The 17863-nt window shown below is 44.1% G+C and carries 19 protein-coding genes; 7 read left to right on the plus strand and 12 right to left on the minus strand.

Annotated features, from left to right (window positions below; genetic code table 11):
• Positions 1-51: 51 nt before the first annotated feature.
• The 7 genes from acpP to yceD all read right to left on the minus strand — a co-directional run bounded on the left by acpP (position 52) and on the right by yceD (position 4956).
• The gene (gene acpP / locus JKP82_RS12875; protein WP_013784457.1) at positions 52-291 is read right to left on the minus strand and encodes an acyl carrier protein; all 240 of its coding nucleotides are present in this window, start codon (positions 289-291) and stop codon (positions 52-54) included.
• A gap of 199 nt (positions 292-490) precedes the next feature.
• Positions 491-1231, minus strand: a complete 741-nt coding sequence (fabG, locus tag JKP82_RS12880) for a 3-oxoacyl-ACP reductase FabG (RefSeq protein WP_057792377.1) — start codon at positions 1229-1231, stop codon at positions 491-493.
• A gap of 9 nt (positions 1232-1240) precedes the next feature.
• Complete coding sequence (fabD, locus tag JKP82_RS12885; RefSeq protein ID WP_218397300.1) at positions 1241-2170, minus strand: ACP S-malonyltransferase; 930 nt, start codon at positions 2168-2170, stop codon at positions 1241-1243.
• Between the two features lie 75 nt (positions 2171-2245).
• Positions 2246-3211, minus strand: a complete 966-nt coding sequence (locus JKP82_RS12890) for a beta-ketoacyl-ACP synthase III (protein ID WP_013784460.1) — start codon at positions 3209-3211, stop codon at positions 2246-2248.
• The gene (plsX, locus tag JKP82_RS12895) at positions 3208-4233 is read right to left on the minus strand and encodes a phosphate acyltransferase PlsX (RefSeq protein WP_159530842.1); all 1026 of its coding nucleotides are present in this window, start codon (positions 4231-4233) and stop codon (positions 3208-3210) included. The genes JKP82_RS12890 and plsX overlap by 4 nt, the downstream gene beginning before the upstream one ends.
• Positions 4234-4248: 15 nt before the next feature.
• Positions 4249-4419: a 50S ribosomal protein L32 gene (gene rpmF / locus JKP82_RS12900; RefSeq protein ID WP_013784462.1), complete on the minus strand. Its 171-nt coding sequence runs from the start codon at positions 4417-4419 to the stop codon at positions 4249-4251.
• A gap of 3 nt (positions 4420-4422) precedes the next feature.
• Positions 4423-4956: a 23S rRNA accumulation protein YceD gene (yceD, locus tag JKP82_RS12905; protein ID WP_159530844.1), complete on the minus strand. Its 534-nt coding sequence runs from the start codon at positions 4954-4956 to the stop codon at positions 4423-4425.
• Positions 4957-5367: 411 nt separating this feature from the next.
• Here yceD and JKP82_RS12910 point away from each other — a divergent pair, with 411 nt between their 5' ends.
• Positions 5368-6015, plus strand: coding sequence for a Maf family protein (locus tag JKP82_RS12910; protein WP_159530847.1), 648 nt, complete (start codon positions 5368-5370; stop codon positions 6013-6015).
• 86 nt (positions 6016-6101) lie between these two features.
• On the opposite strand, the gene JKP82_RS12915 is transcribed toward JKP82_RS12910, so the two are convergent.
• Both JKP82_RS12915 and rluC read right to left on the minus strand, forming a co-directional pair.
• The gene (locus JKP82_RS12915; protein WP_218397302.1) at positions 6102-6749 is read right to left on the minus strand and encodes an HAD-IA family hydrolase; all 648 of its coding nucleotides are present in this window, start codon (positions 6747-6749) and stop codon (positions 6102-6104) included.
• A 132-nt stretch (positions 6750-6881) separates the two neighbouring features.
• On the minus strand, positions 6882-7823 hold the full coding sequence (gene rluC, locus JKP82_RS12920; RefSeq protein WP_159530851.1) for a 23S rRNA pseudouridine(955/2504/2580) synthase RluC: 942 nt from the start codon (positions 7821-7823) through the stop codon (positions 6882-6884).
• Positions 7824-8525: 702 nt separating this feature from the next.
• Here rluC and rne point away from each other — a divergent pair.
• A complete protein-coding gene (gene rne / locus JKP82_RS12925) occupies positions 8526-11837 on the plus strand; it encodes a ribonuclease E (protein ID WP_218397304.1) in 3312 nt (1103 codons plus the stop codon).
• Positions 11838-11986: 149 nt separating this feature from the next.
• Positions 11987-13066, plus strand: a complete 1080-nt coding sequence (locus JKP82_RS12930; protein WP_218397306.1) for an oxidoreductase family protein — start codon at positions 11987-11989, stop codon at positions 13064-13066.
• On the opposite strand, the gene JKP82_RS12935 is transcribed toward JKP82_RS12930, so the two are convergent.
• Positions 13063-13638, minus strand: coding sequence for a TetR/AcrR family transcriptional regulator (locus JKP82_RS12935; RefSeq protein WP_159530857.1), 576 nt, complete (start codon positions 13636-13638; stop codon positions 13063-13065). The genes JKP82_RS12930 and JKP82_RS12935 overlap by 4 nt on opposite strands.
• A 192-nt stretch (positions 13639-13830) precedes the next feature.
• Between JKP82_RS12935 and JKP82_RS12940 the strand changes: the two genes are divergently transcribed.
• Positions 13831-14604, plus strand: coding sequence for a haloacid dehalogenase type II (locus JKP82_RS12940; protein ID WP_159530859.1), 774 nt, complete (start codon positions 13831-13833; stop codon positions 14602-14604).
• Positions 14605-14679: 75 nt separating this feature from the next.
• Here JKP82_RS12940 and JKP82_RS12945 read toward each other — a convergent pair whose 3' ends face one another.
• Positions 14680-15138 (minus strand): GNAT family N-acetyltransferase, encoded by a 459-nt coding sequence (locus JKP82_RS12945; protein WP_159530861.1) that lies wholly within the window; start codon positions 15136-15138, stop codon positions 14680-14682.
• Positions 15139-15303: 165 nt separating this feature from the next.
• Here JKP82_RS12945 and JKP82_RS12950 point away from each other — a divergent pair, with 165 nt between their 5' ends.
• A complete protein-coding gene (locus tag JKP82_RS12950; RefSeq protein WP_159530863.1) occupies positions 15304-15537 on the plus strand; it encodes a hypothetical protein in 234 nt (77 codons plus the stop codon).
• Positions 15538-15638: 101 nt separating this feature from the next.
• Here the strand turns inward: JKP82_RS12950 and JKP82_RS12955 are convergent, their stop codons facing one another.
• On the minus strand, positions 15639-16562 hold the full coding sequence (locus JKP82_RS12955; protein ID WP_218397308.1) for a LysR family transcriptional regulator: 924 nt from the start codon (positions 16560-16562) through the stop codon (positions 15639-15641).
• A gap of 153 nt (positions 16563-16715) precedes the next feature.
• Here JKP82_RS12955 and JKP82_RS12960 point away from each other — a divergent pair, with 153 nt between their 5' ends.
• Positions 16716-17177, plus strand: a complete 462-nt coding sequence (locus JKP82_RS12960; RefSeq protein ID WP_159530867.1) for a nuclear transport factor 2 family protein — start codon at positions 16716-16718, stop codon at positions 17175-17177.
• An 11-nt stretch (positions 17178-17188) separates the two neighbouring features.
• Entirely contained in the window at positions 17189-17860 is a 672-nt protein-coding gene (locus JKP82_RS12965; RefSeq protein WP_218397309.1) for a glutathione S-transferase, read from the plus strand.
• Positions 17861-17863: the final 3 nt, after the last annotated feature.

A 17863-nucleotide genomic window follows, 5' to 3' on the forward strand; every position in this document is an offset into this window, starting at 1 on the left:
TACAAAAACGGCTCTAAAGAGAGCCGTTTTTTAATTTACTATAACGAAGACTTAAGCGTCTTTGTTAGCATTGATATAGTCAATAGCTGACTGAACAGTAGTAATTTTTTCTGCTTCTTCGTCAGGAATTTCAGTATCAAATTCTTCTTCTAACGCCATTACTAGCTCAACAGTGTCAAGTGAGTCTGCGCCCAAATCATCAACGAATGAAGCTTCAGCTTTTACTTCTTCTTCTTTTACGCCAAGTTGTTCAATGATAATTTTCTTAACGCGTTCTTCAATGTTACTCATAATTCTAGGTTTCCCTTAAACGTCACTAGATAGTCAAAGTGCCGCTAGTTTATTTTGCAAGGTACTAGCTTGCAAGCACCAGTTTAAACAAATTTTCTGGTCAAACCAGCGACATCCCAAATTCTTAATGTTCTATTTTTACATCCAAGTTCGGGGAAAATCCACCCCAAACATAGTTAAATTCACAATTTTCGTGAATTTAACCCATATACATACCACCATTTACATGGATAGTTTCGCCTGTAATATAGGCTGCACCGCTGCTCACTAAAAAGGCAACAGTGGCTGCTATTTCATCAGGTTCACCTAAACGGTTAGCAGGAATATCTTTAAAAATTGCGCTTTTTTGATCGTCCGTCAATGATTTTGTCATGTCGGTATCGATAAAACCAGGCGCAACAACGTTAATAGTTATACCACGAGAAGCCACTTCACGTGCCATAGATTTCGAAAAACCAATAACACCTGCTTTCGCTGCTGCGTAGTTTGCTTGCCCAGCATTACCCGAACTACCCACCACAGAACCGATATTTACGATACGGCCAAAGCGTTTCTTCATCATACCGCGAAGTACTGCTTTTGACAGCGTAAAAATGGCTGTAAGGTTGGTATTAATAATATCTTGCCATTCGTCATCTTTCATACGCATTAACAAGTTATCACGAGTAATACCTGCATTATTAACCAAAATATCAATGCCACCGAAGGTGTCATTAATTTCCTTGATTATAGCATCTATACTGTCTTTATCGGTAACATTTAGTGCAATGCCTTTGCCACCAAATTCAGATAAATACTCAGTAATTGCACTTGCACCACTGTCGCTTGTAGCCGTGCCCACAACCGTAGCACCTTGCGCTGCAAGCTGGCTGGCAATGGCTTTACCAATGCCTCGGCTTGCGCCGGTTACCAGTGCTACTTTGCCTTCTAACTGACTCATAGCGATTCCTTATTGTTTTAATGCTTCCACACTTTCTGGGGTGTTTACAGCAATGGATTCTAAACTTTTATTAATGCGTTTATTTAATCCAGAAAGTACTTTACCTGGGCCTACTTCAATAATGCGTTCAACACCTGCTGCGGCCAAGTACTCAACGGTACGCGTCCACTGAACGGGGCAATATAATTGACGTACCAACGCACTTTTTATTGATGCTCCATCGGTTTCAATGGTGACATCAACATTATTAATGATATTAATTGCAGGGGTGTGAACATTTAAAGTCGCCAGCGCATCTTCTAGCTTGTCAGCAGCGGGGCGCATAAGTTCGCAATGCGAAGGCACACTAACCGCTAATGGAAGCGCTCGCTTGGCACCGGCTTCTTTACATGCAGCAGCAGCTTGCTCAGCGGCCACCTTTTCACCGGCAATAACCACTTGGCCTGGCGAATTAAAGTTAACCGGAGACACTACATCGCCTGTGGCAATCGCCGTTTGGTGGCACACGTTGGCAATGGTGTTGTCGTCTAAGCCGATGATAGCATACATAGCACCTGCCCCTGCTGGCACCGCCTCTTGCATATATTGCCCACGCGCTTCAACTAGCTTTATCGCATCGGCGAAAGACATGGCACCGCCACACACTAAGGCTGAATATTCACCTAAACTGTGACCCGCTAAATAGCTCACTTCAATGCCTTGTGCTTCTAATATTCGCCAAGTAGCAACACTGGCGGCAAGTAAAGCTGGCTGGGTAATATGGGTTTCGTTCAATTTTCCTTCGGTGTCGTTTTGTACCAGTTCCCAAAGATCGTAACCCAATACGTCTGAAGCGTCTTTGAAGGTATCTAAAACAGAAGGATGGCTGTCTGCCAACTCTTTAAGCATGCCCACAGATTGTGAACCCTGCCCAGGAAAGACGCAGGCTGTTTTTGTCATTGTTGTTCCTTGTTATTTTTTTGAGTACAACGAATCTCTTGAATACTACGAATTCATGAAGACTATTAAAAGAAACTAGTATCGTACCAGCGCAGATGCCCACGCAAAACCGCCGCCGAATGCTTCTAATAATAAATGTTGCCCACGCTGAATACGGCCATCGCGAATAGCGGTGTCTAATGCTGTGGGTACTGTGGCAGCCGAGGTATTACCGTATTTTTCTAACGTAACCACCACTTGGTCTAACGACATATCTAATTTCTTTGCTGTCGCTTTAATAATTCTGAAATTCGCCTGATGAGGCACTAGCCAATCCAGATCAGATTTTTGCATATTGTTGGCCGCAAGGGTTTGTTCGACCACTTCAGACAATTTATTCACGGCAACTTTGAAAACTTCGTTCCCGCGCATAACACCCCAATTTTCGTGAACAGATGCTTCATCACCACGTGTTGGGTTACCAACATAAAGTAAATCGCCGTAAGAGCCATCGGCGTTTATGTGAGTCGATAATATACCCGGCTCATCACTGGCTTCTATAATCGTGGCTCCAGCAGCATCGCCAAATAAAATGACCATAGTGCGATCTTCAGGTGCTATCAAGCGGCTAAGACAATCTGTACCGATAACTAAGATACGCTTAGCCATGCCAGATTTGATGTATTGGTCGGCCACACTTAACGCGTAGCAATAACCTGCACAGGCAGCTGCCACATCAAAAGCAGGAATACCGTTAATGCCTAAAATGCGCTGGATTTCACACGCAGTGCTAGGAAGTGCATAGCGTCCGCTAGTAGTAGCACACACTATCATATCAATTGATTGAGGGTCGATGCCTGCCATCTCTATGGCTTTCTTACTTGCCTCTGCACCCATGGTCGCAGCGGTTTCTTCAGCACCTATAATTCGGCGTTCTTTAATACCGGTTCTATCAGTGATCCATTCATCACTGGTATCAACCATAACTTCCAAATCGGCATTGGTTCGTATATCACTAGGGTAATAACTGCCGGTACCGATAAATCGAGAATATTTGCTCAAAGCTGCTCCAATAAAACCGTTTCTATCTTCGTTTTTATCTTGTCTGGAACTCGCATCTTTGCTTCTTTCATTGCTTGCACAATGGCGTAATAAAAGGCGTCTTTAGATGCATTTCCATGACTCTTGATAACAATGCCGCGCAATCCTATCAGACTCGCACCATTATACTGGTCGGGGTTCACGCTGTTATAGATAGATTTGAGCAATGGAAAAGCAATTTTGGCCATTAGCCGCGTATAAAAGTTCTTTTGTGACTGACGTTTCACTTCGTTGATAACCAACTTGGCCAACCCTTCGCTAGATTTAAGCGCGACATTGCCGGTAAAACCGTCAGTCACCACCACATCGGCTTTATCGGTAAAGATATCATTACCTTCTACATAGCCAATGTAGTTAATGCCTGGGGCATCTTTAAATAGTTGATCGGCTAACTTTACGTACGCATTCCCTTTTATATCTTCTTCGCCCACGTTCAATAACGCAACACGAGGAGAAGGAATACCCGCTGCTTCTTGCGCTAACACCGAACCCATCACACCGTACTGAAATAAAATTTCAGGCGTGCAATTAACATTTGCGCCTAAGTCGAGCAAGAAAACATTATGGTGACTCGCGGTGGGCATCATGCTGATAAGTGCTGGCCTATCAATACCCGATAAGGTTTTTAATAAATAGAACGATAAGGTTAACAGCGCACCAGTATTGCCTGCACTTACACATGCATCGGCTTCGTTGCTTTGAACATATTCAATCACACGGCGCATTGACGAGCGTTTTTTATTGCGTAACGCAGAGGTAGGCGCTTCACCCATTTCAACGACTTGGTCGCAATGAGATACGGTTACCCGACTTCGTTGAGAAGCGGTGAGATTTTCAATTGCTGGAGATATAACGGCTTGGTCGCCGCATAGCAGAAAATGAACGTCAGAATGAAGTTCAATGGCTTTAACAGCCGCAGAGAGGATAACAGGGGGACCATGATCGCCCCCCATGATATCTAACGCGATGGTTAGCTTAGACAAAATGTAGACGCCGTATTACGCGCCGACTACTTTATTGCCTTTGTAGTAACCGTCAGCTGTCACGTGGTGACGACGGTGTGTTTCACCCGACGTTGGGTCGACAGACAAAGTCGACGCAGTCAATGCATCGTGTGAACGACGCATACCACGCTTAGAGCGTGTTTTACGATTTTTTTGTACAGCCATAACTTACTCCTGGTCTCGCTTAAGTTCTTTCAAAACCGCGAAAGGGTTTTCTCGCTCTTGTTCCGGTTCAATCTTTCCGAACGACATATCATCTTTAGACACTGAGCACTCCTCCTCTGCATGAAGGGGTACGATGGGCAAAGATAAAAGCAACTCGTCTTCAAATATCTGAAGCAGATTAACTTCTCCGTGGTCGTTGACCTCTACCGGTTCGTAAGCCTCGGGTATTGGATCTTCTTCATTTCGCTCTTCTCCCTGCACTGGAGTAAAACAAAAATCCACATCAAGTGTGGTATCGAATTCACCATTACACCGCTGACAGAGAAGTGTTACCTGCGTGTCTAAATGACCGTGAAATACAGTAAGACCCTGCTCGTCTTTTTTGAACTGCACATCGACGTTCACAAATTCACTACATCGGACAACAGCCCCACCCAATCGTTCCATATCTTCAGACACAAGAACACCCCGATAATCGGAACGTTTCATAGCGCTGCTGGTCGGTTCGACCGTATGAGGGAGTTTCACTTTCTGCATAGGGCGCGCATTCTATAGATTCCACATCCCACTGTCAAAGATTTAATGGGCATTTTTGTATAATAATTTAGCGGTTTTGTACTTCTTTTCATGATCCGAATTTTAAGGGAATAACCCAAAATAACAAGTAAAAAGAATATGATGTGTATAAAATGGGGTACGGTTCGCAAAACAGCCTATTATCGAAAATGCCCAAGTGGGCAAAGGACATTACGCTCCTTTACTAAAACACGCTATATTTAGGGTAAGTTGTGATTACTATTAATGGGTAATTTGCAAGAAACAACTACATAAAAGGAATTTGGTGTTTAACTATTAACGCACATATAAACACACACTTTCGTAAGAAGGCACGCACGCAAAGCAAAATTCGGTTAATTAACACTTAATGTAAGATTGAGGTTTTGTAGTATGACCACACTCGTTCTAGCTTCATCATCAAAATACCGCCAGCAATTGTTGTCGAATATTGGCATTCAAGCTGAAATAAGCAAACCAGATATAGATGAGACTCCCCTACCTAATGAAACTCCCCTTGCGTTGTGTAAACGTTTAGCATTCGAAAAAGCAAAAAAGATTGCACAACAACAGCCAGGTAGAATTGTGATTGGTAGCGACCAAGTTGCTTCTGTAGAAGGCACTGATGGCAAAATCATATTAGGAAAGCCCGGCACGGTAGAAAATGCGGTAGCGCAATTAAAAATGTGCCAAGGAAAATCTGTGTACTTCTATACCGCGATAAGTTTGTGTAAAACTGAAGACGACGAAGACCTACCCGACATCCTTACCAGCAATTTAGACACTATTACCCGAGCTGAAGAAACCTGTGTGTATTTTCGTAGTCATAAGGAAGCACAATTACGTGCTTATGTTGAAGCCGAAATGCCACTTGATTGCGCAGGAAGTTTCAAATGTGAAGGCATGGGGGCCTTATTGTTTGAACGCATTACCAGTCGTGACCCTAATACTTTAATAGGGCTTCCTGTGATGCTGCTGCATAATATGCTAGACAAACATTTTAATATCGATTTGCTAGACCTTGCTACTGCCAAAGCCTAGCGCTTGAAGATGTGCTTAACGAGAATTAGCTAGTGAAGATAGACAGCGAGAGCAGTATTCCTTCAACAGCTAATTTAAAAGCTAAACTAGCTAATTAAAAACTGTTGAAGCTCGCCTATAGAATGCACTATGGTTTCAGGCGCCAACGCTTCAAGGTGAACTTGTGCGTGCACCCCGTAAGAAACCCCTATTCTGCGCATACCAATAGATTTTGCCATTTGCATGTCGTAGGTAGTATCGCCAATCATAACGGCATCGTGGGCACTAATATTTAGCTCGTCTAAAATTTGCAGTAGCATGTCAGGTGACGGTTTCGACTGGGCGTCATCAGCGCACCGTGACGCACTGAAAAAGTGGCCAGTTCCGGTTTGCAACCAGGCTCTATCAAGACCTCTACGTGCTTTCCCTGTTGCGACAGCAAGAGTAGCCCCTTCAGCCTGTAACGCTGACAACAAATCGTCTACACCATTAAATAAAGGGCAAGGCGTAGCGTCATGGCTTACGAAGGCTTCTTTATAAGCCAGTACTAAACGCTCAGCAAGAGCATCATCATCGATGTTAAATAACTGCTTAATCGCAGGTTTTAAGCTAATTCCAATAATGTGACTTACCGCATCAGCACTAGGAACAGGCACATCACAGTGTTTTGCTGCTATTTGCATACAGTTAATAATTTTATCGGCGGAGTCCATTAAGGTGCCGTCCCAATCAAATATAACCAACTTATAGCGCATAGTTACTGCGATCCTTATTTATAAAAAAGACAAATTCAAATAACGAATAAATTTATTCAAGGGGTTTGCAACCAAGTACTACCTAATCCAGTCGCTTTATTTAACGTTGTACCGAATACCCTAAAAGCCTAATTACAAAGCTTTAAGGGTATTGGTTAAGGTGGCATCTAATGGCGCGGTAAATTTAACCCGCTCTTCTGTACCGGGGTGAATTAGCGAAATACTGTGTGCGTGCAAGAATAGGCGGTTTAACCCTTTTTGGCGCATAGTTTCGTCAAACTCGGTATCACCGTATTTAGGATCACACGCAATTGGATGCTCTGCGTGTAAACAGTGAACTCGGATTTGGTGGGTTCGACCAGTAATAGGTGATGCTTCTACCAATGTGGCGGCCTCGAATTTTTGCAATATCCGATAGCGGGTTTCAGATGGCTTACCATCTTCACTCACATTCACCATGCGTTCACCTGACTGCAATACATTCTTGCGAAGTGGCGCCTTCACTTTAAAGCGATTTTCAGGCCACTGCCCTGCCACTAATGCTTGGTAGCGCTTATCCATTTTACCGGTACGCAACTGCTCATGCATATGACGAAGCGCCGAACGTTTCTTAGCAATTAAAATACAGCCAGAGGTGTCTCTGTCTAAACGGTGCACCAATTCCATAAAATTAGCATCGGGGCGCAGTGCGCGTAAACCTTCAATTAAGCCAAAACTTAAACCACTGCCACCATGAACAGCAATGCCTGAAGGTTTATTAATTACAATAATGCGCTCGTCTTCAAATAATATTTGAGATTCTAGCGCTGCAATTTTATCGAGTTTTGGCGATGGCCCTGGTGTTCCTTCTGAAACACGCACAGGTGGGATACGCACGACATCATCGGCAACGAGTTTATATTCGGGTTTTACTCTACCCTTATTTACGCGCACTTCACCTTTACGCAAGATGCGATAAATCATACTTTTGGGCACGCCTTTTAATTGGGTGCGCAAAAAATTGTCTACACGTTGCCCTGCTAAATCGGGTTCAACGGTAACGAAACGGACTGATTGTTGGGTTTGTTCTTTCATAGACTCCATTATAACGCAATGCAAAAGCAGACCGATACAGAAACTTTGATGTGCCGTAAAAATAAAACCCTTTGACTACTTTTGATACTAAACGGGCATTTAGCACTGAAAAACCGTATTATCTGGGCTTATTTACCCTTGGCACCTTGCTTAAATTGAACCTTTGATGCCATAATGGAAGCTGTATTTTACGCGGCTAAACCATGCCGGTAAAACACTACATTTAACATAGTGAGCATTTAGAGCTAGTTAATTCGTTACTCGCTTATTTCGCCATTATTGTTATCCATTAGAACAGCGTCACGTTCCAATTGCATTATTCAATGAACACGCAATTTTATATCTGGAACGAGAATTATAGAGGCAACGACTACACTGCCGTTAGATAATTCAGATGCTGTTTGCGAACATAAAATAAGTTCGCCGTTTAGCTAACAGAATTGAATTGACAAACAAGCGCCAGCCTAAGAGCGGTGTTTGTAAAAAAGATAGATAGAAATAAGGGTATGTCGCTCCCGACATCCTTAAGAACAATATAAAACGCGGAACGAGTAACGAAAAACGTTACATGCTGCGTAAGTTCAAGGATAATGCGGCGTTACAACAAGGTCCCCGTCCAATCGTGAGATTGCGCGGTGAGGGTTTGTACATGTCACTTTAATTTTGTATCTGGACGGCTGTATTAAAACAGAGTTAGATACAATGAAAAGAATGTTAATTAATGCAACTCAATTAGAAGAGTTGCGTGTTGCCCTTGTTGATGGGCAGCGTTTATACGATTTGGACATCGAAAGTCCTGGGCACGAACAGAAAAAAGCAAACATTTACAAAGGTAAAATAACCCGCGTTGAGCCAAGCCTCGAAGCGGCATTCGTAGACTACGGCGCAGATCGCCACGGTTTCCTACCCCTCAAAGAAATTGCGCGCACTTACTTCCCTAAAGGCTACCGATTCGAAGGCCGCCCAAACATTAAAGATGTGATTAAGGAAGGCCAAGAAGTTATAGTTCAGATTGATAAAGAAGAACGTGGTCAAAAAGGCGCAGCGCTTACCACATTCTTATCACTAGCGGGTAGCTACTTAGTATTAATGCCAAACAACCCTCGTGCTGGTGGTATTTCTCGTCGTATCGAAGGTGATGAACGTACAGAGCTTAAAGAATCTTTGAACAAACTAGACCTGCCTGATGGCATGGGCTTAATCGTTCGTACCGCTGGCGTAGGCAAATCTTACGAAGAGTTAGAGTGGGATTTAAAAGTATTACTTACCCATTGGGAAGCTATTTCTAACGTTGCTGAAGAGCGTGAAGCCCCCTTCCTAATTCACCAAGAAAGTAACGTTATTGTTCGTGCAATTCGTGACTATCTACGTCGTGATATTGGTGAAATATTAATTGATAAAACCAGCATCTATGAACAAGCATTGCAGCACATCCAACTTGTGCGCCCTGACTTTGCCAACCGCGTTAAGCTTTATCGTGGCGAAGTGCCTTTGTTCAGCCATTATCAAATTGAAAGCCAAATTGAGTCAGCCTTCCAACGTGAAGTTCGCTTGCCTTCTGGTGGTTCAATTGTTATCGATCCTACTGAAGCCCTTACCTCTATTGATATCAACTCTGCCCGTGCAACAAAAGGCGGTGATATTGAAGAAACAGCGTTCAATACTAACCTAGAAGCAGCGGACGAAATTGCCCGTCAATTACGTTTACGCGACTTAGGTGGCTTGGTCGTTATCGACTTTATCGATATGACCCCAGTGCGCCACCAACGTGAAGTTGAAAACCGCATGAAAGACGCGGTTCGCAGCGATCGTGCTCGTGTTCAATTAGGCCGTATCTCTCGCTTTGGCTTGCTTGAAATGTCACGTCAGCGTTTACGCCCATCATTGGGTGATTCAGCACATCATGTGTGCCCTCGCTGTTCAGGTCACGGCACCATTCGTGGTACCGAGTCATTAGCACTTTCTATTTTGCGAATTCTTGAAGAAGAAAGCATTAAAGAAAACACAGGCCAAATTGAAGCGCAGCTACCTGTATCGGTAGCAACCTACTTGCTTAACGAAAAGCGCAAAGCGATTCAAAGCTTAGAAAAACGTCATGGTGTTAACTTACTGCTTATCCCTAATGCCAACCTTGAAACACCTCACTATCAAGTCACTCGCCGCCGCCCAGATGATATTCTCGATGACGCAAGCTACGAAGTAGAGTTGATGCCTACGGTTGAAACAGAAACTGAAACTACAGCGTCAGCGCCGGTTAAACGTGAAGAGCCAGCATTAAAAGGGTTAGTTGCTCCTTCAGCTGCGCCAGTTGTTGCGCCTAAAGCAGAAGTACCTGCGGCTAAAGCTGAAAGTTCACCATCACTATTTGCCCGTATTGGTAAATGGTTAGGTGATGTACTTGGCGGTGAAGACGAAAAAGCGAAAGCTGAAGCTGAAGCGAAAGAAAAAGAGAAACAGAAGCAGTCTGAAAGCCGAAACAATCGTGGTGGCAATCAGTCTCGCAACCGCAATGGTGATGATCGTCGTCGTAAACCACGAAAGAATACCCGTCGTAACCAGCCTCAAAACAAAGACGGCGAACAAGAACAGCGTACGCCACGTTCTGAGCAAGACGACAAGCCACGCGCAAGTAACAATAAAGGCCGTAAGCCTCGTAAACCTCGTGACGAAACTCAGAAGTCTAAGCAAGAGCAAAGCAGAAATAACGCGCAAGACGAAGCGCCTAAGACACAAGAAAGCAAGTCTCAAGATGCTAAGCCTCAAGAAGCGCAGAAGAAGCAAGAAGTGGCCGAGCGCCGCAAACGAAGAGACACTCGTCGCAGCGTACGTGTGAAAAAAGATGACAATACACAGTCAAATGAAGCACCGGCTAGCAAACCAGTAAAATCTCTTGCAGTTGATAAGCCTAATCCAGCTAAATCAGCGCCTGCTGAAGTAGAAGAAGTTAAGGCTACGCCAGTTCAGTCAACTGATACAACAGCAGTTTCTGAATCAACAGCGCCAGTAAAAGAAGCTTCTCAACCTGCTGACGTTAACTCGACCACTGAACAAGATGTTCAAACATCTTCTGAACAATCGAGTAACGACACTGATGAAAACGGTCAAAAACGTGAAAGCCGTGGTCGTTCACGCCGCTCTCCTCGTCATGTTCGTGCCGCTGGTCAGCGCCGCAAGAAAGAAGCGCAGCAGTCTAATGATGACAGCAGCGAATCAGTAAGCGAACAGCCAGCAGCAAACGTTGAAACTTCACCATCACAGGAAGCACCAGCGTCAACGACGTCTGCCGCCGACACTAGTGAACCAGCACCTCGTGCAGAAGATACGCAAGCAGCTATGCCTGGTAAACTTGAGGCAGACACTGCGCATACTCAAAATGAGAATGTACAGCCTGCTGCTGTTGATACAAGTGCCGATAAGGCTGAAGCGCCTTCTGGTAGTGATAATGCACCTGCGTCTAAAACAGAAGACACCCAAGCCAGCAAGCCTGGTGTATTGGCCCCGTCGGATGAAAATGCAGTGCCAGCAACAACAGAAACTGCAACAGCCAAGCCGGCGCCTGAAGTAGTTCAAGACGAAATGCAGTTCGAGCTAGCTTCACCTAAAAGTGAAGCGGACACGGCTAAGCCAGCTAAAGCTGAAGTAGCCCCTGCTCCTACCACTGAAGCTGCACCTAAACAGGTTGAAATTAACCTAGGTGAAGCGTCTGATAAAGCAGCAACGGAAACAACTGAAAAGCCTGCGCCAAAAGCTAAGCCTAAGAAAGCGAAAGCTGTGATAACCAAGCCAATTATTACAGGCGCACCTGCAAGTAGCCGAGGCCGCATTAATGCATCTGCGCCAATGGCAGCACCTGCATCAGTTGATGATGCTTTCAATGACGTAGCGCTTACCGCTAAGTCAGACGATAGCCGACCTACCGTGGTAGTATCGGGTAGAAGCGCAACTATTGCGAAAGCAAGCGCAGCGGCATCAGCCCCAACAACATTGCCAGCCAGTGTTGATGAAAACGCCTAGCGTGATTAACACCCCTAGTTACTGATAGCGATAGTTACTGTTGACTATCGTTATTACTAAGGACTAAGGTTGTTTAAACATTACAAGAAGCCGCTTAATTGCGGCTTTTTTATTGGTCATTTGTATTGTTGAACTGTGGGAGTAAAGCGATGGAAAAAGTTAAACCCAGCTTGATTGATTGGTTAGCAAGCACAACCAAAAAAGAAGTGCGCTCCCCAACGCTTATTCAGTCACTGTGGAGTGGTTATGGCGCATGCTTTCGTGCCACCCTGTTTGATAAAGCTGATAACACTTCAATGCCTGTGGTGGCGAAGTGCGTTCAACCTTCTGTTGAAATCAGCCACCCTAAGGGATGGCAAAGCAACACCAGTCACATTAGAAAATGCCGATCATTTGAGGTAGAACACTACTTTTACACTCATTTGCAACCTAACACTAACGCAGACTGCTTAACCCCTATGTGCCTAGTATCAGCTAGCGGAACCAACGTACTTGAGAAGCCAGCTGCGAATCTAGTTGCCAAAGAAACCGTCAGCGCCGCTAACAATGCAGAGCTTAAGAGTGAAAACAATAGCAATGCGCATATCTTAGTGATGAGCGACCTAGATGACGCGGGATATACAAAGCGTGTAACCTCGCTGAGTGCAAAACAAGCGCATTCGGTATTGCGTTGGCTGGCAGCATTTCATGCTCGCTTCATGGGTATTGTTGACACAAATGTCTGGCCCGAAGGCACTTACTGGCATTTGAGTACACGACAAGATGAATGGCAAGCCATGGTAGATGGGCCTTTAAAACGGGAAGCTAGCAGGTTGTCGAGTCAGCTTTCATCGGCACGCTTTCAAACCTTATTACACGGCGACGCCAAGGTTGCGAACTTTTGCTTTACCCCCGACTTTAACCAATGCGGTGGTGTAGATTTTCAATACACTGGATTAGGAGTAGGAATGAAAGACGTTGCTTACTTCATTGGCAGCGCGTTAAGTGAAAGCAGCCAACGAACCCACACTACTCACTGTTTGGATTATTATTTCGATTGCCTTCGCACAAAACTGATAGGCACACAGTATGAATCTCAACATCATGAAATAGAACAGGAATGGCGAGCGCTATATCCTATTGCCTGCGCTGATTTTAATCGTTTTTTAGCGGGTTGGAGTCCTGACCACTGGAAATTAAACGATGAATTAGCTCGGCAAACCAAAATAGCTTTGGCAACATTTATTTAATGATTTTCCCAAGGCAACCAGTGTAAAGACAGCCTGAGGCTTTCAAGCACATCGGCCTCATTTGGCTGCTGATATCCGTAAACCCGAATACCGAAAATAGCCATCATGACCGACGTGGCATACACCTCACTCAGCGCTTCACCGTATTCGCTGGCAATCGCCAGTTTGTACTGCGCTTTAGTACGGCTTAAGTAGTCTCCAGCAAGCTTAGCGAGCTTAGGCTCCGTACTGGTAAGTTCTAATTGGGTTTTAATGATAAAGCAGCTTGCGTAGTCTTTCTTCCCTCTTGCTGCCACCATGTCGGTCAGCAGCATAACAATGCCCTTGCCTGTGCCATGTGACATTACAAGCTTCATTTTGTCAGCGCTTCGCTGTGCGTAACGTTCCAAACTGGCAATAAACAGCTGTTCTTTATTTCCAAAGCTATTGTATAAGCTACCAGGTTTTAACCCTGTGCTAGCAGTGACATCTTGCATCGATGTGCCATGGTAGCCTTGCTGCCAAAACAGCATAATCGTTTTATCCAGAATACTGTCTTTATCAAATTGCGCTCTAGCCATCACAGTCGCCATTTTTTTCTTATGCTTTACTTATTTACATAATAGCAATTTTGAACAAACACTCAAAAAGTTATTGAACCCTACTGCAAACTCCTTTATCGTTTTGAACAATCATTCAAAATATGAAAGTCTATTTTTAGACCATCGGTTAAACCCACTCGTATTATTCGCTCACTTATCTTGCTCATTAGAAGAGGACACCTTATGAAACGATTTATTACTGCAGTACTACTCACACTGCCGTTATTTTCAACCTATGCCCAACAGCAGGCAGACAGCACTATGAAGACGGCTCAACCTTCTGCCCCAAAAGTTATTTTCTTCGATGTGAATGAAACCCTGCTAGACCTGACTGCAATGCGAAGCTCAGTGGGAGAAGCATTAGGCGGGCGTAATGAATTACTCCCTTTGTGGTTTTCAACCATGTTGCATCACTCATTGGTAGACTCTACCACCCAACGTTTTCACACTTTCGGTGAAATTGGTGTGGCGTCATTGCTAATGGTGGCTGAAATAGAAGGCATCTCGCTTACTCAAGAACAAGCGAAAACGGCCATTGTTACCCCACTTCGCAGTTTGCCACCACACCCAGATGTACGCAGTGGTTTACAAGCGTTAAAAGACAAAGGGTATACACTGGTAAGCTTGACCAACTCTTCAAACAAAGGCGTTTATACCCAGTTTAAAAACGCTAACTTACTGGATTTTTTTGAACACCGCTTAAGTGTTGAAGATATCAACCTATACAAACCTGATCTTCGCACTTACGCATGGGCCGCTGAAAAAATGGGGGTTAAACCCGAAGATGCGATGCTAGTTGCTGCACATGGTTGGGATATTGCTGGCGCTAAACAAGCCGGTTGGCAAGCCGCCTTTATTGCCCGCCCTGGAAAGGTATTGTATCCACTGGCTATTGCACCCGATTACAACGTAAATGACCTTAACGAATTGGTAGATATGCTACCTAAGCAACAATAATTACCGGTTATTTTAGGGCGGGTGTTTACCCGCCCTAATTAACTACTCGCCCTAATTACCCAAGCCATACTTGAATCAAACTACTGCGTTACGCTTCATGTCCACATGGGGGATATCATCTTCTAGATACACTTGAGATGTTTGCACAAAACCAAACTTTCGATAAAACGCTAACAGGTATTCTTGTGCACCAATTTCAATATCCTCTTTCGGCCACAGGTTTTCACACTGCTTTATCGCCTCAGTTAACAAGCTTATACCCGCACCATTGCCTCTGAAGTCAGCATGGGTAGCCACTCTGCCAATGCTTACCCCAGGATAACTCACCCCCGCAGGGATCAAACGGGCATAAGCGACTAGTTTGTCGTTAGTAAAGCCCAACAAATGCCGCGTATCGCTATGTCTGTCTTTTTCATCAAGCTCAGGGTATGGGCACGTTTGTTCTACTACAAATACATCAACTCGCAGTTTCATAAGCTCGAACAACTGATGGGTATTGAGCTGACTAAATGTTAATACTTTCCAAGAAATCATAAGGCTGGTTATTTACTCTTTATTTATGGGGCTAGTTTTATCAAACCTGTATGAAGATAGCACTAAAAAATGAACGGTTGAATCAATGAACCAAATGGAATTTGAACCGTCATAACAAATACCTGTTAGCCACGAGTGTGGCACTTCTCTTCGCAAAGGTAATTTATGTTTAATCGCAAACTCGCATCCCTCGCGGTAGTGGCAACGGTATTGCCGTTTTTATTCGCTTGCACGTCGCAAGATTTGTACGAAGCTACGCAAGAGAACCGCCTTCAAGAATGCCGTAAACTTTATGGCGCACAACGAGAAGAGTGCGAAGCTCAGTATCAAAAAAGTTATGACACCTACGAACGAGAAAGAAACGAAGTCATTAATGAGGGTATTAACCAGGGTAAGTAAAAGTAACGTATCAATCGTTATTCAACGTTTAGGTACAACGCTTTTAAAAAGCGTGATTCGGAGCTCGTATTAACAGCTTGCTGAACGGATTGTTGCACAGCTTATTTAATATTAGCGTGAGAATACGAATTCAAGTACACATCTTTTGTTAGTGTATTTTTGACATATTCCACGAATTTCTTCACTTTTTCTAGGTTATGACGCCCTTCAAGACTGACTACTTGTATAGGTAGTTTTTCATCGTTAAATTCATCTAACACACTGACTAATTCGCCCTTTTCTATTGCATCCGCTACTTGATAAGACATCAGGCGCGTGATGCCTAGCCCAGATTTTGCGGCGCTAATTGTCGAACGATTTTGATTACATTCAAATCTAGGCTGTAAACGGATGGCTACCGTTTTACCATTACGTTTGAAATTCCACACCGGCGGCTCCTTGAAGTCACTCGGGTACAGCAAAGTATGATGTTTTAAATCTTCCGGTGTTTTTAGGTTTGGTGCATTAGCTAAATAGTCTGGCGATGCTACCGTTACCTTTCTTACGTACCCCACAGTAGTGGCATATAATCCAGAGTCTTTCGGCTTACTAATTCTTATTGCCACATCAATTTTTGTATCGAGTAGATCAACAATGTTGTCGTACATATAGCCATGCACATTTACTTCAGGAAAGTCTCGTAAAAACTGAGCAATGATAGGTGTAATGTAAAGCTCACCAAATAACACGGGCGCCGTTACACTCAGCGTACCCTTTGGCAATAACTGAACACCCGCAATTGCAGCTTCACTTTGTGCTATGTCTGCCAATATTCTCTGTACGTCATTAAGGTATTGTATGCCCGCTTCGGTTAATCGAATACGACGAGTTGTACGATGGAACAATCGCGTGTTCAACTGTGCTTCTAAAGTAGCGATAGCCCGCGTTACCGCCGGAGCCGACATCGACAATTGCTCGGCAGCGCTTACAAAACTGCCAAGCTTGGCTGCTTCCGCAAACACTGACATTGCTTGTATTCTATCCATACCGAGTCGCTTTACTCATTCCTAATGGGGTTTACCAACTATTCTACACTTTTATTATTTCAAATAATGAAATTATAAATTTCAAAATTGAGTAATTATTTATTTTTAGCAAGCAATCATACTCACTGCAATATAAATAAACAGGATGAGCTTATGAGACCTCCACTTCCCCCTTTTACCAAAGAAACTGCTATTGAAAAAATTCGCCTGGCTGAAGATGCTTGGAATAGTCGTTCTCCTGTGCGAGTAGCTGCAGCGTACACGGCTGATTGTCAGTGGCGAAATCGTGCTGAGTTTATTACCGGAACGGCTCAAATCGAGGCTTTTTTAACACGAAAATGGGCCAGAGAACTTAACTATAAATTGGTAAAAGCGCTGTGGGCGCATACTGAAAATCGTATTGCTGTTCGCTTTGCTTATGAGTTTCAAGATGAAACAGGTCAATGGTTTAGGGCTTATGGCAACGAAAACTGGGAGTTTAATCCGGAAGGCTTAATGCAGCGTCGCATAGCCAGTATTAACGACCACCCTATCAATGCCAATGAACGTAAACTGACTTGGGAAGGCGATAGCCGTCCAGATGACTTTCCAAGCCTTACAGAACTTGATTTATAAGGAGAGTGTTGATGACTTCATTACCGAAAAATGCCCCAAATAGCACAATGAAAGACGCACCTATTATTCACTATCGAAACCCAAAATCTGGGCATTGTCATAAAGTGGAATTGTTTATGTCGCTGCTCGGTATTAGCTACATTAATCACGAACTTGATATGGTTAACGGCGCGCACAAATCGGCCGACTTTATTACCAAGAACCCTTTCGGGCAGGTACCAGTGATTGTTGATGGTGAACACACAGTGTCAGACTCCAACGCTATTATTGTCTATTTAGCAGATACTTACGGCAGTATTTATCCTTGGATGGGGGCGACACCTATTGAAAAGGCCCGTGTACAACGCTGGCTTTCAGTGGCTTCAGGTGAGCTTGCCAAAGGCCCAGCCGCACTTCGTCTTGAGTATGTATTTGGTGCCAATATTGATGTAGCCAGCGCATTAGCAATAACTGAAACCTTGCTAAAAGTGATGGAAGATACTTTATCCGACACCAAATCATACTTGGCTACCGACTCGCTGACGCTTGGGGATATTGCCATGTACAGTTACATAGCCCATGCACCTGAAGGGGGTGTTTCGTTGCAACCCTACCCCGCTATTCGCGCTTGGGTTAACCGCATTGAATCGCTAGCTAATTTCATTCCTATGGCCAGGTCTCCCATAGTGGAATGGAGGCTGTAGGGT

This window comes from Alteromonas lipotrueae, assembly GCF_019249215.1.
GTDB lineage: Bacteria > Pseudomonadota > Gammaproteobacteria > Enterobacterales > Alteromonadaceae > Alteromonas > Alteromonas lipotrueae.

What these genes read in the sequence shown, in the direction of transcription:
- JKP82_RS12960 (WP_159530867.1), top strand. Translation starts at nt 16,716, where the DNA reads ATGAGACCTCCACTTCCCCCTTTTACCAAAGAAACTGCTATTGAAAAA.
- acpP (WP_013784457.1), bottom strand. Translation starts at nt 291, where the DNA reads ATGAGTAACATTGAAGAACGCGTTAAGAAAATTATCATTGAACAACTT.
- JKP82_RS12910 (WP_159530847.1), top strand. Translation starts at nt 5,368, where the DNA reads ATGACCACACTCGTTCTAGCTTCATCATCAAAATACCGCCAGCAATTG.
- JKP82_RS12950 (WP_159530863.1), top strand. Translation starts at nt 15,304, where the DNA reads ATGTTTAATCGCAAACTCGCATCCCTCGCGGTAGTGGCAACGGTATTG.
- fabG (WP_057792377.1), bottom strand. Translation starts at nt 1,231, where the DNA reads ATGAGTCAGTTAGAAGGCAAAGTAGCACTGGTAACCGGCGCAAGCCGA.
- JKP82_RS12955 (WP_218397308.1), bottom strand. Translation starts at nt 16,562, where the DNA reads ATGGATAGAATACAAGCAATGTCAGTGTTTGCGGAAGCAGCCAAGCTT.
- JKP82_RS12915 (WP_218397302.1), bottom strand. Translation starts at nt 6,749, where the DNA reads ATGCGCTATAAGTTGGTTATATTTGATTGGGACGGCACCTTAATGGAC.
- rne (WP_218397304.1), top strand. Translation starts at nt 8,526, where the DNA reads ATGAAAAGAATGTTAATTAATGCAACTCAATTAGAAGAGTTGCGTGTT.
- yceD (WP_159530844.1), bottom strand. Translation starts at nt 4,956, where the DNA reads ATGCAGAAAGTGAAACTCCCTCATACGGTCGAACCGACCAGCAGCGCT.
- JKP82_RS12945 (WP_159530861.1), bottom strand. Translation starts at nt 15,138, where the DNA reads ATGATTTCTTGGAAAGTATTAACATTTAGTCAGCTCAATACCCATCAG.
- fabD (WP_218397300.1), bottom strand. Translation starts at nt 2,170, where the DNA reads ATGACAAAAACAGCCTGCGTCTTTCCTGGGCAGGGTTCACAATCTGTG.
- JKP82_RS12940 (WP_159530859.1), top strand. Translation starts at nt 13,831, where the DNA reads ATGAAACGATTTATTACTGCAGTACTACTCACACTGCCGTTATTTTCA.
- rpmF (WP_013784462.1), bottom strand. Translation starts at nt 4,419, where the DNA reads ATGGCTGTACAAAAAAATCGTAAAACACGCTCTAAGCGTGGTATGCGT.
- JKP82_RS12935 (WP_159530857.1), bottom strand. Translation starts at nt 13,638, where the DNA reads ATGGCGACTGTGATGGCTAGAGCGCAATTTGATAAAGACAGTATTCTG.
- rluC (WP_159530851.1), bottom strand. Translation starts at nt 7,823, where the DNA reads ATGAAAGAACAAACCCAACAATCAGTCCGTTTCGTTACCGTTGAACCC.
- JKP82_RS12930 (WP_218397306.1), top strand. Translation starts at nt 11,987, where the DNA reads ATGGAAAAAGTTAAACCCAGCTTGATTGATTGGTTAGCAAGCACAACC.
- JKP82_RS12965 (WP_218397309.1), top strand. Translation starts at nt 17,189, where the DNA reads ATGACTTCATTACCGAAAAATGCCCCAAATAGCACAATGAAAGACGCA.